11 protein-coding genes and 2 pseudogenes are annotated in these 14404 nt (G+C 72.0%); 6 read left to right on the top strand and 7 right to left on the bottom strand.

The features are described 5' to 3' along the window. Positions 1-120: 120 nt before the first annotated feature. Positions 121-1161 (bottom strand): annotated as a pseudogene (locus O1Q96_RS09480) (ABC transporter substrate-binding protein). A gap of 207 nt (positions 1162-1368) precedes the next feature. Here O1Q96_RS09480 and O1Q96_RS09475 point away from each other — a divergent pair. After that, a pseudogene (locus O1Q96_RS09475) lies at positions 1369-2547 on the top strand (hypothetical protein); the annotation flags it as partial. Between the two features lie 879 nt (positions 2548-3426). Continuing rightward, the gene (locus tag O1Q96_RS09470; protein WP_269247734.1) at positions 3427-3603 is read left to right on the top strand and encodes a hypothetical protein; all 177 of its coding nucleotides are present in this window, start codon (positions 3427-3429) and stop codon (positions 3601-3603) included. A 163-nt stretch (positions 3604-3766) separates the two neighbouring features. On the opposite strand, the gene O1Q96_RS09465 is transcribed toward O1Q96_RS09470, so the two are convergent. From O1Q96_RS09465 to O1Q96_RS09455, 3 genes are all read right to left on the bottom strand, one after another. After that, positions 3767-4720, bottom strand: a complete 954-nt coding sequence (locus O1Q96_RS09465; RefSeq protein WP_269247733.1) for a 3-oxoacyl-ACP reductase — start codon at positions 4718-4720, stop codon at positions 3767-3769. Between the two features lie 38 nt (positions 4721-4758). Continuing rightward, positions 4759-5835 (bottom strand): Zn-dependent alcohol dehydrogenase, encoded by a 1077-nt coding sequence (locus O1Q96_RS09460; protein WP_269247732.1) that lies wholly within the window; start codon positions 5833-5835, stop codon positions 4759-4761. Between the two features lie 159 nt (positions 5836-5994). After that, complete coding sequence (locus O1Q96_RS09455; RefSeq protein ID WP_269247731.1) at positions 5995-6870, bottom strand: MaoC/PaaZ C-terminal domain-containing protein; 876 nt, start codon at positions 6868-6870, stop codon at positions 5995-5997. Positions 6871-7336: 466 nt separating this feature from the next. Between O1Q96_RS09455 and O1Q96_RS09450 the strand changes: the two genes are divergently transcribed. From O1Q96_RS09450 to O1Q96_RS09435, 4 genes are all read left to right on the top strand, one after another. Beyond that, positions 7337-8236, top strand: coding sequence for an ABC transporter ATP-binding protein (locus O1Q96_RS09450; protein WP_269253546.1), 900 nt, complete (start codon positions 7337-7339; stop codon positions 8234-8236). Next, a complete protein-coding gene (locus O1Q96_RS09445; RefSeq protein ID WP_217455481.1) occupies positions 8236-8955 on the top strand; it encodes an ABC transporter permease in 720 nt (239 codons plus the stop codon). Before O1Q96_RS09450 ends, O1Q96_RS09445 begins: the two co-directional genes overlap by 1 nt. 64 nt (positions 8956-9019) lie before the next feature. Continuing rightward, a complete protein-coding gene (locus O1Q96_RS09440) occupies positions 9020-10468 on the top strand; it encodes a sensor histidine kinase (RefSeq protein WP_269247730.1) in 1449 nt (482 codons plus the stop codon). Between the two features lie 170 nt (positions 10469-10638). Beyond that, positions 10639-11271, top strand: coding sequence for a response regulator transcription factor (locus O1Q96_RS09435; RefSeq protein ID WP_269253545.1), 633 nt, complete (start codon positions 10639-10641; stop codon positions 11269-11271). Between the two features lie 135 nt (positions 11272-11406). On the opposite strand, the gene O1Q96_RS09430 is transcribed toward O1Q96_RS09435, so the two are convergent. The 3 genes from O1Q96_RS09430 to O1Q96_RS09420 form a co-directional block, all read right to left on the bottom strand. Then, positions 11407-12249, bottom strand: a complete 843-nt coding sequence (locus tag O1Q96_RS09430) for a hypothetical protein (protein ID WP_269247729.1) — start codon at positions 12247-12249, stop codon at positions 11407-11409. Next, positions 12249-12722 carry a SigE family RNA polymerase sigma factor gene (locus tag O1Q96_RS09425; protein ID WP_269247728.1) on the bottom strand — a complete coding sequence of 158 codons (474 nt, stop codon included), beginning with the start codon at positions 12720-12722 and terminating at the stop codon, positions 12249-12251. The genes O1Q96_RS09430 and O1Q96_RS09425 overlap by 1 nt, the downstream gene beginning before the upstream one ends. A gap of 126 nt (positions 12723-12848) precedes the next feature. Further along, complete coding sequence (locus O1Q96_RS09420) at positions 12849-14285, bottom strand: MFS transporter (protein ID WP_269247727.1); 1437 nt, start codon at positions 14283-14285, stop codon at positions 12849-12851. Positions 14286-14404 lie beyond the last annotated feature (119 nt).

The following is a 14404-nucleotide window of genomic DNA, read 5'->3' as shown; positions in this document are numbered from 1 at the left end:
GAACGAAAGGCTACCTGCCTTGTGTCCGTGCCCCGCCGGTCGCGGGCCACGTGACCAGCTGTGACCGGGCGACCCCGCTCCGGGCGCCCGGTCGTGCGCCCCGCCCTGCCGCTTCGGCGGCTACTTGGCGAGGAAGCCCTCGAGATCGTCGAGGACCTCGCCGGCGGCGGTCACACCGAGGCCGAGGTACCAGGTCTCGTCGGGTACGTCCTTGGCCTGTCCGTTCTGCACGGCGCCGAGCTTCTTCCAGAGCGGGTTGTCCTCGGCGCTCGCGCGGTCGGTCTTCTTCGCGTCGCCGTAGACACCGGTGAAGATCCAGTCGGCGTCGGCCTCGTCGATCCTCTCCGGGCCGATCTCCGCCGCGAGGTCGTTGATCTGCTGGTTCTTCGGGCGCGGGATGCCGACGTCGTCGAGGATCGTGCCGATGGATGAAGGACGCCTTGGCGTAGAGGCGGATCATGCCCGGCAGGTAGCGGAGCATGGTGACGGTCGGCTTGTCGGCGCCGAGCTCACCGCCGAGGGCCTCGGCCTTCTTCTCGTACGCGGCGAGCCGGGTCTTCGCCTCGGCGGTCCTGTCGAGTGCGGCGGCGTTGAGGAGGTAGTTCTCCTTCCAGGTGAAGCCCGGGCGGATGGAGAACACGGTCGGCGCGATCTTGGAGAGCTGCGGGTAGAGCTTGGCGGCGCGCAGCTCGCTGCCGAGGATGAGGTCGGGCTTGAGGCCGGCGATGGCCTCCAGGTTGAGGGCGTTGATCGTGCCGACGTCCTTGGGGCTGCCCGCGTCCTTCTTCAGGTACGAGGGGATGCCGGCCGACCCCTCGGTGGGTGCCCAGCCGACGGGCTTCACGCCGAGCGAGACGACGTTGTCGAGTTCGCCCACGTCGAGGACGACGACCCGCTTGGGCTCGGCCTTCAGTTCGGTCTCGCCGATGGCGTGCTCGATGGTGCGCGGGAACTTCCCGGTCTTGGCCGTGGTGCCCATGTTCGCCGTCTCCTCGGCCGCCTTGGAGAAGTCCTCGCCGCCCACGGCGAGGACTTGCCGCCGCTGCCGTTGTCGGACTTCTTCGAGTCGGAGCCCGCGTCGCCCGACGAGCAGGCGGCCAGGGACAGCGCCGTGGCCACGGCGAGGGCGACAGCGGCGGCGCCGCGGCGGCGTGGGGACATCAGGAACACACTCCAGGCGTTGCTCAGCCGACGCACAGGCTGTACTTAGGCCGCCCTAACCACAGGTGCCCTCATCTCGTCCAGCACACCCGCCCCTGTTCCCTCAGGCGAATCGAAAGTCGGCCACTCTTATGTGTGAAGGGGCTGCCTGCCGGTCCCACGTCTGTGCGTGCGAAAACTAGTTTCGTCGCCGGAGGTGACCGAACGATGGCGGCCTGTGCGATCGAGTCCGCGGCTGTGCCCGGGAACGAGTGGGCCACGCGGGCAGGGTGCGTGATCACCGTCGACGGGTCCTACGCGGCCCGGCTGGCCCGCAGCGGCGAGTCCTGGTTCCCGGAGCGCTGGACGCTGGACGGCCCCGAGCCGTACGCGGTGCCGCTGCCCGGCAACCAGCCGGAGGAGCCCGGCACGGAGGTGCTGCCGCTGGCGGACGGGCGGGTGCTCATCCACCGGCTCGTCGACGGCCGGCACGCGTTCTCGCTGCTGTACCCGACCGGCCCCGGGACGGGCGAGGTACCGCTCGGCGCGGTGGAATGCCCCGAAGCGGGAACGGAGATGCGGCTGCTGCCACCTGCTCCGGGCGGCACACGCGCGTACGCCCTTGCCGTGGGCCGCAGTTCGACCGCCGTGTGGCTCGTGGCGGGCGGCGCCTTCGGGCCCGAGCATCTCGCGGAGGTTCCGGGCCGCTGCTCGGGCGGGGTGTGGCTGGGCGGCGGGGACCGACTGCTGGCGCTGGACCGGGAGTTGGACGGCCGCACCAAGACGGTGGTGGCCGACCTGGAGCGCGGGGGCGAGCTGTCGCCGCTGCTGCAGATCTCCGAGAAGAGCAACGACCGGCTGCTGCTCGCGGACGCCGACAGCGGGCTGCTCCTGATCCGCTCGGACGCGCCCTCACCCGGGCAGGAGCGGCTCGGCTGGGGCGTGCTGGGGAGCACGCTCCCGGTCCGGTTCCCCGAGTGTCTCCACCTGGCCGGATGCGCGGTCACGCCGTTCGCGATCCAGCCGGGCCTGGTGCTGACGCCGGAGAGCTGCGGGGTCGCGCTGCGGATCGACGGCGCCTCGGGCAGCTGGCTCGGCGTATGGCGTCCGACCGAGCGGCATGTCCACCAACTCGCCCCACCCGAGGGATGGTTGACGGGGGCCGGTCGGTGGACCAAGGACGGGGTGCTTCAACTGCCGTACGCGACGGGGACGGTGCCGTGCGGCGTGTCACGGATGGAAGCACCCACGGGGGCGGGGGACGCGGGCCCGGGGGACCCGGACCGCACGGCCGAGGCGCCGGGGGAAGCGCCGCGGGGGCCGTCGGTCACGGGTCCCCCGGAGCCTGTCGTGGCCCGGCCGGTACCGCTTCAGCAGGCCCCACTGACGGGCCGGACGGTCGCGAACGCCTTCGCGGGACGGCGGTTGGCGGAAGCGGCTTCGAAGGGCCGGGCACCCGACGAGGCGGCGGGAGGGCTTGCCGGAAGGGGGCCCGGCGGGGGGAGCGTCCAAGGGGCGGCCCCGGTGGGCATGCAGAGGGCGGACCAGGCGAGCAGCCAAGGAGCGGGCCGGACGAGCACGCAGGACGCGCGCCGGGTGGGCACGCAGGCGGCAGGCGCCGGGGCTGTGGGAAGCGCCGGGGCTGTGGGAGGCGCCGTGGAAAACCGTTCCGTCGCGGCGACGGACCGTTCCGCCCCGGCGACGGACCTTTCTGCTCCGGCGGCGCAAGACACCCTCGCCGGGGCGGTCAGCACGGCTGTCCGGGCAGGAAGCGCCAGTGCGGAGGCCGTAAGGACAGTTCCTGCGGCGCAAAGTACCGTCGGCGCGGTGGGGCACCCCGTCCCGGCGGCACAAGCCACCGCCGCCCTGCCGGGAGAGAGTGTTCCGGCGACGCGCGGCACCGCCGCCGCGGCAGCAGAACGCGCCGCCCCCGCCCCGGCGTCCGGCGAAAGCATTCGCCCGTCGTTTCCGGCTGTCGCCGGAATCAGCCTGCCGGCAGCGCCCATGAGCATGCCTCCGGCGGCACCCACAGGCGTTCGCCCGGCGGTCCCCGGAGGGCTTCGCCCCGAGGGCTTCGAGTCGGTGAAACCCCTGTGCGTCGAGCAGGTCAGTACCGAGGCGCCGCCGGCCTTCCGCACGCTCCGGACGACCGCCGGGACCACCCCGTCTCTCACCCCTCCCAAAGTGACCACCGAGTAGCCCCAACCACCCCTCAGGCCGGTCACATCCGCCCGTTAGACTCGCCCGCGCTGTAAAGAAGGATCTTGTTGACGGGGTGAATCACACATGAGCGACACGAGCACCATGGAGATGACGGACACCGACCCGCGGGGGGCGTTGGCGCAGGCCACCGCCGACGGTGGCCAAGGTCGGCACCGGGGACCGGTTTCCGCCCAGGAGGACGGGGCGACCCCCCGCGGGCGGCACCGCAGGCCGGCCGAGCAGAGCGACACGGCGGCCTGACCACACCGCAGGTCCGCACCGTGAAGCGGCCCCGCCCGACATCTCGTCGGGCGGGGCCGTTCCGCGTGGGTCGCGGCCTTCGCGGTCGTGCCCGGATGCCCGTCCGGGACTGTCCGGGGAGCGCCTCAGGGACCGACCTGGGTACGTCATGGGTACGTCACGGTCACTCGTGCCGCAGACCCAGTACTTCCGCCGCCGCGAACGTCTCCCCCGCCGGCCGGTCCGCGAAGTGGGGCGTGAGCAGCGCGTCCAGTTCCTCAAAGGTGAAGGCGTCCTGCTTGGTGTCGAACTTCGCCGCCACACGCGGCCGTTCGACGGCGGCGACCATCCCCCCGTGCACGACGAGGAGCTGACCGTTGACGTGGGCGGCCGCCGGTGAGGCCAAGTAGCCGACGAGCGGGGCGACATGCTCGGGAGCGAGCGGGTCGAGCCGCCCCTCGGTCTCCTGGCCGCCCGGTTCCTGGAAGCCCGCGAAGACGTCCGCCGTCATCCGGGTCCGGGCCCGAGGGCAGATCACGTTCGCCGTGACGCCGTACTTGGCGAGCGCGAGCGCCGACGAGGTCGTCAGTCCCACGATCCCGCCTTTGGCGGCCGCGTAGTTGGGCTGCCCCGCGGAGCCCGCGAGGAACGCCTCCGAGGAGGTGTTCACGATCCGCCCGTACACCGGCGCGTCCGCCGCCTTGGACCGTGCCCGCCAGTGCGCGGACGCGAAGTGGGTGGTGTTGAAGTGGCCCTTCAGATGGACCCGGATCACGGAATCCCACTCGTCCTCGGACATCGAGAAGACCATCCGGTCGCGCAGGATGCCCGCGTTGTTGACGAGGACGTCCAGCCGCCCGAACTCCGAGATCGCCAACTCGACCAGCTCTCGCGCCTGTTGGTGGTCGGCAACGTCACCGGTGTGTGCGACCGCCCGGCCGCCCGTCGCACGGATCTCGGCGGCGACCTCCTCTGCGGGCGCGGCCGAGGCGGCGCCTGACCCGTCCCGGCCGGGCTGTCCGAAGTCGTTGACGACGACGGCGGCACCGAGCCGGGCGAGTTCCAGCGCCTCCGCCCGGCCGAGGCCGCGGCCCGCACCCGTGACGACCGCGGACCGGCCCTCGAGTGGCAGTGACATCAGGGTCCTTCCGGTCGACAGCAGTGGGGTTCGGAGCGTCAGATCTCGATGCACGTACGCAGCGCCACGCCCGTACGCATCTGGTCCAGCGCCTCGTTGATGTCGCTCAGCGGCACCCGGTGCGTGATGAGGCCCTCCAGGTCGATGCGTCCGGCGCGCCACAGCGCGATCGTCCGCTCGTAGGACCGCAGGACGTCCCCGCCGCCGTACATCGACGGCAGGATCCGCTTCTCGTCGAAGAACAGCTCGAACATGTTGAGCTGGAGGAAGTCGTCCATGGCGCCCGCGCCGACCACGACCAGGGTGCCGCCGCGGCGCGTGTTGTCGTACGCGGTGCGGGCGGTGGCGGACCGGCCCACGACCTCGAAGACATAGTCGAAGCCCTCGCCCGCGGTCACCGACTGCTTGGCGTCGGGGAGTTCTTCGGGCGAGACGGCCCTGGTGGCGCCGAACTTCAGCGCGGCCTCGCGGCGCGAACTCACCGGGTCGACGGCGACGATCTCGGCGGCGCCCTTGAGCCGGGCACCCTGGATCGCGGAGATGCCGACACCTCCGCAGCCGATGACGGCGACCGACGAACCGGCCTCCACGTCGGCGGTGTTGAGGGCCGCGCCGAGTCCCGTGGTGACTCCGCAGCCGATGAGAGCGGCGATGTCGAAGGGCACGTCATCGGGGATCGGCACGGCGCAGCCGGCGTCGACGACGACCTCCTCGGTGAAGGTCCCGGTGCCCGCGAAGCCGAAGACGTCGCCGCCGGGCCGCTTGAAGTTGGGCGTGCCCGCGTTCATGAAGCCCGCCAGGCACAGCTCGGTCTGGCCGCGCTTACAGGCGGGGCACACGCCGCACGCGGGCAGCCAGCAGACGACGACCCGGTCGCCGGGCTTGACGCTCGTGACGCCTTCGCCGACCTCCAGGATCTCGCCGGCGCCCTCGTGTCCGGGGATGAACGGCGCGGGCTGCGGCAGGACCCCGGCCATCGCCGAGAGGTCCGAGTGGCACAGGCCGGTGGCCCGCACCCGGATTTTCACCCGGCCCGGCCCGAAGCCCGTCGCCTCGACGTCGTCGAATATCTCCAGCTTGTCCTGGCCGATCTCGTGCAGTACGGCTGCGCGCATGGTGCGGCTCCCCTCGGAAACGTACGTACGACACTCAGGTGGGCCGACACCCGGGTGCGGGACTCACGGGTGGGACTCACGGCGGGATGTGCAAGCGGGACGCATGGGCTGCGGCGGGCGGGGCTCAGGTGTGCTCCGCGACTCGGGGGTGTCCACGACTCAGGTGTGCTCCACGACGGTGTCGGCCAGGACCGGCGCGTCGTCCCGGTCGGCCGCCCCGACCGTCACCCGGACCGTGCCGTCCCCCTGCCACATGCGGATGCGCAGGGTCTCGCCCGGGTACACGACCCCGGCGAAGCGCGTGGTGTAGGAGCGGACCCGGCCGACGTCGCCGCCGAGCACCGTGTCCACGACCGCCTTCAGCGTCATCCCGTACGTGCACAGCCCGTGCAGGATCGGGCGGTCGAAACCGGCGAGCTTGGCGAACTCGGGGTCGGCGTGCAGGGGGTTCCAGTCGCCGGAGAGCCGGTACAGGAGCGCCTGGTCCTCACGGATCGTGCGCTCGACCTGCCGGTCCGGTGCGCCCGTCGGTGGTTCGGGACGGACGGAGGGGCCGCGGTCGCCGCCGAAGCCGCCTTCGCCGCGTACGAAGATCTGGGCGTCGTTGGTCCACAACGGGCCCTGCTCGTCGCGCACTTCGGTGCGTACGACGAGGATGGCGGCCTTGCCCTTGTCGTACACGTCCGCGATCCGGGTGGTGGCGACCGCCTCGCCCTCGACCGGGATCGGCCGGTGCAGCACGATGGTCTGGCCGCCGTGCAGGACATGGGCGAGGTTGACGTCGACGCCCGGCATGGAGAGGCCGTTGATCACGCCGGGGGAGCCCGCGCCCGCGACGGTCGCGAAGCTCGGCAGGACGTGCAGCCTGGACTCCAGGGTGTAGCGCAGTTCGTCGGGGTCGGTCGCCGGGCTGCGCCTGTCCGGATTCGCGGCCGCGCCGAGGCCGAGGTGGTAGAGCTGGACGTCCTTGTGGCCCCAGGCGATCCCGGCGGACCGGGGCTCGGCCGCGAGGGCCCTGGCAACGTCGATGGGCATGGGGCTCCTGACTGCTGGGCGTGAAGACCCCGGTGCGGCCGTCCGCACCGTCGGCCGCACCGAGGTCGACCTTGAACCGGGGAACCCGCCTGTTCTAGAACGCGTTCCAGTCCGGCGAACCCCTGTATAGCCGAGCCCCCGGCACATGTGAAGACTCCTGACGCCATGTCAGATGTGGTGTCGGGCGTTGGGTGCCGGGTGTCGGGTGTTGGGCGTCGGGTGCCCGGCCCGGATGCCACGGGCGGGGTCGGCACCTGGGTTGCCGGAGCCCGGCCGTGACATTTGTCCTGCCCGAGTCCGTACATGCGCATCTGCCGTGCACCACCCACCGGTTCGTAGCGTCGTACCCATGACGAAGACGGGGACGAAAACAGGCACGACAGGCACGACAGGCACGACAGGCAGGACGGACGGGACGGGTCCGAGGGCGGACGGGACGGCGGCGGACTCCGGCACGGACCGGGCCGTGTCCTTCACCGGGGCGGTCAAGACCTTCGGTGCGGTACGGGCCGTGGACGGCGTCGACCTGGAGATCTCACGCGGCGAGACGGTCGCGCTGCTCGGCCGCAACGGCGCCGGCAAGTCCACCGCGATCTCCCTCCTGCTGGGCCTGAACGAGCCCGACGAGGGCGTCGTCCGCCTCTTCGGCGCCGCCCCGGAACACGCCGTGCGGGCAGGCCGGGTGGGCGCCATGCTGCAGGACGGCCGACCGGTGCCGAGGGTGACGGTGGGCGAACTCGTCGGGTTCGTGGCCGGGACCTACCCCGCGCCGATGCCCGTCACCGAAGCGCTGGAGCTCGCGGGGATCGCCGAGTTGGCCGGGCGGCGCGTCGACCGGCTCTCCGGAGGCCAGACGCAGCGGGTGCGGTTCGCCGTGGCCCTGGTCGGGAACCCCTCGCTGATCGTGCTCGACGAGCCGACCGCGGCCCTGGACGTCGAGGCCCGGTACGCCTTCTGGGACGCGATGCGCGCCTACGCCCGCCACGGCCACACCGTCCTCTTCTCCACGCACTATCTGGAGGAGGCGGACGTCAACGCCGACCGGATCGTCGTCGTCGACCACGGGCGCGTCGTCGCCGACGGCACCGGCGAGCAGCTCAGGCGGGCCGCGGGCGGCAGCCTCGTCGCCTTCGACCTCGCCGGGGCGGCCGCGGACGGGCTGTCCCGGCTGCCCGGGGTGGTCTCCGTGGAGGTACGCGGCGACCGGGCCCGGCTGCGGACCGACGACCCGGACGCCACGGTGATCGCCCTCGCGGAGCGCGGCGCGATACGCGGCCTGGAGGTCGCGCCCGCCTCGCTCGACGACGCGTTCCTCGCCCTGACCTCCCCCTCCGCCACGCGGCCCGCTTCTCTGGAGACGGTGTGATGCTCGACTACCTGCGGCTCGAAGTGCGCCGGACACTGCGCGACACCGGTTTCGTGATCGGCGGTGTCGTCATGCCGGTGGTGATGTACCTGCTGTTCACGAACCTCGGCGACGGCAGCGACGGCGGCTGGAAGACGGCCTCCATGATCGGTATGGCCGCGTACGGCGCGATGGGCTCGGCCCTGAACACCGGCGGCGGAGTCGCCGAGGACCGGTCGATCGGCTGGCTGCGACAGCTGCGGATCACCCCGATGAGCCCGCGCCAGGTCGTGACCGCACGTGCGCTGACCGGTGCGGTCACGGTCCTGCCGGCGATCCTCGCGGTCCTCGCCGCGGGCGGCCTGGTCAACGGTGTACGTCTCGACGCCTGGAAGTGGGCGGTGATCGCGCTGCTGCTGTGGCTCGGCTCGATCCCCTTCACGCTGCTCGGTCTCGGCAACGGCTACCGCCTGACCGCGCAGGCCACGGGCGTGGTGAACATGGTGTGCAACCTGACGCTCGCAGTGGTCGGTGGGCTGTGGTTCCCACTGAGCCTCTTCCCCGGCTGGCTGCGGTCCCTGTCCTCCTACACGCCCACGAACCGCTTCGCTCAGCTCGGCACCGCCGTCGCCGACGGACGGGCACCCGCCCTCGGAGCCGTGCTGGTGCTGACCGGCTGGCTGCTGGCCTTCGGCTCGTACGCTGTGGTCTCGTACCGCAGGACCGCACGGACCGTGTGAACCGATCCGTCAACCGTGTGAACCGATGAACCGATCCGTGGACCGTCCGAACGGAGGTGGGGACATGCCCTGGTCGCAGCGGGTCAGCTGCCGGATGGCCGAGTGGCAGGAGTCGCGGACGCACCGGAAGGCCGACCGGGACGCGTTCGCGGCCGACCGGAAGGCCGGGCGGCGAACCGGGAAGCTGCCGGAGCACCTGGGCCCGCCGCCCAGCGGTTTCGCGCTCCTCCCCTGGCTCCTGATGGGCATGGGCGCCTTCTCCAACCTCTTCCAGGGCCGGACCCCGAACCCGTGGGTCGGCGGCATCGGCCTCTTCGTCTTCAACTCCCTCTACATCCACGTGGTGTTCCGCGCCTTCACGAAGGAGGCCCGCGAGGCTCTCTCCACCCGGGCCGCGCTGATCGCGCTGGGCGTGGTGACGTGCCTCCTCGGCGGTCTGTACGGCGGCAGCTGGCTCCTGTTCTTCCCGCTGCTCGGCCTGGCCGCGGGCGCGATCGTGCGGGGGCGGTGGCTCGGCAGGACCGGCATCGGGCTGAGCGCGCTCGCGGGCGTCGTGGCCGGACTCCGGGACGGCTGGGGCGCGGTGAACGTCGCGTACGGCACGTTCCTGTCCACCATGGTGACCGCCGCGATCCTGTCCCTGTCCGAGGCCGTACGTGAACTGCGCTCCGCCCGCGAGGAACTGGCCCGCCGCGCCGTCGAGAAGGAACGCCTGCGCTTCTCCCGCGACCTGCACGACCTGCTCGGGCACACGCTCTCCGTCATCGTCGTGAAGTCGGAGGCCGCCCGGCGCCTCGCCCACCGGGACCTGGACGCGGCACTCCTGCAGGTCTCCGACATCGAGTCGGTCGGCAGGCAGGCCCTGACGGAGATACGCGAGGCGGTCACGGGTTACCGGGAGGGCAGCCTGGCCACGGACCTCGACCGGGCGCGCTCGGCGCTCCTGGCGGCCGGCATCGAGCCCGTCGTCCGGCAGTCGGGGCCGCCGCTGTCCGCCCAGACCGAGGTGCTGCTCGGCTGGGTCGTCCGCGAGGCCGTCACCAACGCCGTCCGCCACAGTGGCGCTACTCGCTGCGAGATCACGGTGGAGGGGGCGCCGGAGCGGGTCCGGGCGTGCATCTCGGACAACGGGGGCGGTGCTGGTGTTCGTCCCAGGTCCGGCTCGGGCTCCGGCTCCGGTGCCGATGCCGGTCCCGATGCCGATGCCGGTTCCGGTTCCGGTTCCGGTTCCGGTTCTGCTGACAGCGCCGGGGCATCTGTCGCCCCGAACCCCGTCTTCCCCGGCTCCGGGATCGGCGGTACCGGCCTCAAGGGGCTGACGGAACGGCTTGCGGCGGCGGGCGGGTCCCTGGAGTCGGGGGTGGGACCGCGGGGCGGTTTCGTGGTGACGGCAGAGCTTCCCGTTGAGGCGGCGGAGGGGGCTGAGGCGGGTGCGGTGACGCCCGCCGCGGCGACCGCGTCCGCGCCTGCGGCTGCGACCGGCGAGGTCGTCACCTCGGGGAGGGTGGCCTGAGCCTGCCGGCAGTGGTACGTCGGGTGCGGGTTCGCTGTGGCTGGTCGCGCAGTTCCCCGCGCCCCCGAAGTGCGGGAGCCGGTTGGCCGGTTACGGGTTGCCGTGGCTGGGCGCGGCCTTGCTCGCGGCCCCTGTGGTGGGGTGCCGCCTACTCTTGGGCCGTGAACGAGATGCCTCGGGACCATCGGCCCGCCAAGTCCATTCGTGTTCTCCTCGCCGAGGACCAGGGGATGATGCGTGGCGCTCTTGCCCTTCTGCTAGGGCTGGAGGCGGACATCGAGGTGGTCGCGCAGGTCGGGACGGGGGACGCGATCGTGGGGGCGGCCCTGCAGTCGCGGCCCGATGTCGCGCTGCTGGACATCGAACTGCCCGGTATCAGCGGGCTGGACGCCGCCGCGCTGTTGCGGGACGAGACGCCCGACTGCCGGGTGCTGATCCTCACCACCTTCGGCCGGCCCGGGTATCTGCGGCGGGCCATGGAGGCGGGCGCCGCGGGATTCCTGGTCAAGGACGGGCCCGTGGAGGAGCTGGCCCGGGCGATCCGCCGCGTGCTGACCGGGGAGACCGTCATCGATCCGGCGCTCGCCGCCGCCGCACTGAGCGCCGGGCCCAATCCGCTCACCGCCCGCGAGTGCGACGTGCTGAAGGCCTCGGCCGACGGCGCGACCGTCTCCGACATCGCGTCCACCCTGCACCTCTCCGAGTCGACCGTCCGCAACTACCTCTCCTCCGCGATCGGCAAGACGAGCACCCGCAATCGCATGGAGGCCATGCGGGAGGCCCGGCAGCAAGGGTGGCTCTAAGGCTGAGGGCCGAGGGTGTAGAGCCGCGCTCCCCCGGGCCGGCCCCGGCCGCCACGCCGCCTCATTCCCTGGTCAGCGCGCCACCTCTTCGCCGCCTTACCCCCTCGGGTGTCCCCGTCGGCCCCCAGCGCGGTTCTACTCCGTCACCTCCGCCGACTCGTAGGACACGCCCTCAGGTGCCAGGCACACGAACCAGGTGGGCTGGGAACCGGCTACCGGGCGGATCGCGAGCGCGTCACCGCCTCTGACGCCGGTGTCACTCGAAACCCGGCGGGCATCGGTCGTCGTGCCGTCGTCCCAGGTGCAGGTGACGCGCCGCGCGGTGGGAGCGACCTTGCCGATCACCAGCCGCTGAGCTGCGTCGGCCTTGTCGGCGTCGTTCGTCTCCAGCGGCATCCCGTACGCCTGGATGTCCTTGCCCGACAGTGAGTCGCCCTTCTCCACCGACCCCTGCACCACCACCGAGGGAGCACCGAACCCCACGGTCAACCGCACGAACACCCAGCCCTTGCCCACGATGTCCTCGGCCTTCCGCACTTCGCTCGGCCGGACGCCGTACTCGTTCATCGAGTCGAACCGCAGCTGTGCCTCCGCCTTGTCCTTCGGTGCCGACCACACGTCGATCTCGACCTGCCACTCCTTGCCCCGGTCGGTCCCGATCGCCAGTGTGGTCCGCCGGGCCGCGTACTCGTCCGGCTGATCACTCTTCACGGGCTTCGTGGCTGCCGGGGCGACCCGTCTCCCGTCACCGTCCAGCGCTCCGGCCAGCGCCAGGGACCCCGTCGAGCCCGCGATGACCAGTGCCGCCGCCGCGGCCAGCGCCCACCGGCGCGCCTTGCGGCGCCGGCCGCCCCGAACGACCGCCTGGTAGGGGGCTATGCCGATCTCGACCTCGTCCGCGGCGTCCGCCAGCAGGAGGGCGATGTCCCTGTGCGAGCTGTGCGTCATGTCGTGGTTCGTCTCCCGGTCCGCGCTCATCACTTCCGCCCTCCGTGCGTCACCGTGTCGGCCAGGTCCGGTATGGCGCGGAGCTTGGCGATCCCCTTCGCCGCGTTGCTCTTCACCGCGCCCACCGAGCAGCCCATCGCCTGTGCCGTCTGTGTCTCGCTCAGGTCCTCCCAGTAGCGCAGGACCTGGGCGATCCGGTCTCCCGTGTCGGGCCGCTCGGGTGTGAGGTCCGTGTCGGTCCTGGGGGCCAGGAACTCCTTGAGGCGCCTGCGGTGCCTGCGCGCGTGAGCGTTGATCATCAGACGCCACACGTACGCGTCGGGGTCGTCCGCCGTGCTGACCTTGCGCCAGGCCACGTACGCCCGCTCCAATGACGACTGGACCAGGTCCTCCGCCGCGTGCTGCTCCCCCGTGAGGAGAAATGCCGTACGCATCAGCCGTGGCCAGCGGCCGATGACGAAGCTCTGGAACTCCTCGTCCTGAGCCTGTTTCCGATCCCCCATGAACACCTCCTAGATGTCCAATAGAGTCCATAGGTCCCGTATTTCGTTGCCTCCCGCAGACGATCGGTTTTCGAGGTCGCGCGCGGCATCGCACCAGGCCGGAGCACCCCGGGCACGCGTCACCCCTCAGGCCTTCGTGACCGGCCCGCGCGGCAGCCACACCAGCATCAGCACCGCGCCGGCGAGCATGACGCCCCCGCCCGTCCGGAACACAAGTGCGTATCCCTCCGTGAGGGCCTCCGGCGAGGTCCCGCCATCGGTACGGGCCGCCGCGATCGTGGCCATCACCGACAGGCCGAGCGAGCCGCCCATCGTGCGCGAGGTGTTGACGAGACCCGAGACCAGTCCGGCGTCCTCGGGCTCCGCGCCGGAGGTGGCGAGCGCGGCGAGCGGCGTCGCGGAGAGTCCGGCGCCGAGCATCATGAGGATGCCGGGGAACATGATCGCAGTGAGGAACGGGCCGTCCGCGGTCATCGTGGACTGCCAGCCGAACCCGGCCGCCGCCACCAGCGCCCCGATCACCGCGACGTTGCGTGCTCCCACGACCGGCATGAGCCTCGGAGCGGCCTTCGAACCGATGATCACGGCCAGGGAGCTGGGCACGAGCGCGAGTCCGGCGTCCAGGGGTGTGTAGCCGAGCACGTTCTGCGCGTACAGCGTCATGAAGAACCACATGCAGAACATCGCGGACCCGCACAGGAACATCGACACGTTCGCCGACGACACGGATCGCACCCGGAACAGCTTCAGCGGCATCAGTGGCGTCTTCGTCCGTGCCTCGACGAGCAGGAACAGCCCGATCAGGACGGCTCCGCCGGACAGCGGGACCAGCGTCGCGGCGGACGTCCACCCCGAGGCCTCGGTCTGCACGATCCCGTACGCGAGGGTCGCGAGGCCCGACGTCACCAGCACGGCGCCCGGCAGGTCGAGCCGCCGGCCGCCGCCGACCCGGCTCTCGGTGAGCCACCACAGGGCGCCGGCCAGCACCACGGCACCGATCGGCACGTTGATGAGCAGGACCCATCGCCAGTTGAGCCCGTCGACCAGGAGTCCGCCGACGAGGCCGCCCGCCGCGCCACCCCCACCGCCGACCGCGGTCCAGGTCGCGATGGCACGCGCGCGTGCCGCCCCCTCGGGCACGGCCGACGTCAGGATCGTCAGCGTCGAGGGCGCGAGCACCGCCGCCCCGAGCCCTTGTACGGCCCTCGCGGCGAGCAGTTGCCACTCCGCCTGGGCGAGACCGCCCGCGAGCGAGGCCAGAGTGAACAGCGCCAGCCCGACCAGGAACATCCGCTTGCGCCCGTACAGGTCGCCGGCCCGCCCGCCGAGCAGCATGAAACCGGCGAAGGCGATCGTGTACGCGTTGACGACCCACTGGAGTCCCGGCGCGCTCAGGTCCAGGTCGGACCGCATCGACGGCAACGCCACGTTGACGACGGACACGTCGAGGACCACGAGGAACTGCCCCGCGCAGGCCAGGGCGACCACCACCCAGGTGGGTGGCGTGGGGCGACGGGAGACGGGTGTCTCTGCGGTGGCTCTGAGCGTGGGCATGGGAGTCATGCTCGCAGGGGCCCTGCGCCCCGTACATCGTAATTTCGCTGCATGACTCGTCCGCCGCAGGACCTAGGCCGGAAGCGGGCCGGACCTGGGCCGAAGGCAGGCGGGTCCCGGGCCGGGCT

Origin of the sequence: Streptomyces aurantiacus, assembly GCF_027107535.1 — a bacterium.
Taxonomy (GTDB): Bacteria; Actinomycetota; Actinomycetes; order Streptomycetales; family Streptomycetaceae; genus Streptomyces.
This window is presented reverse-complemented; position numbering and strand designations above follow the sequence as displayed.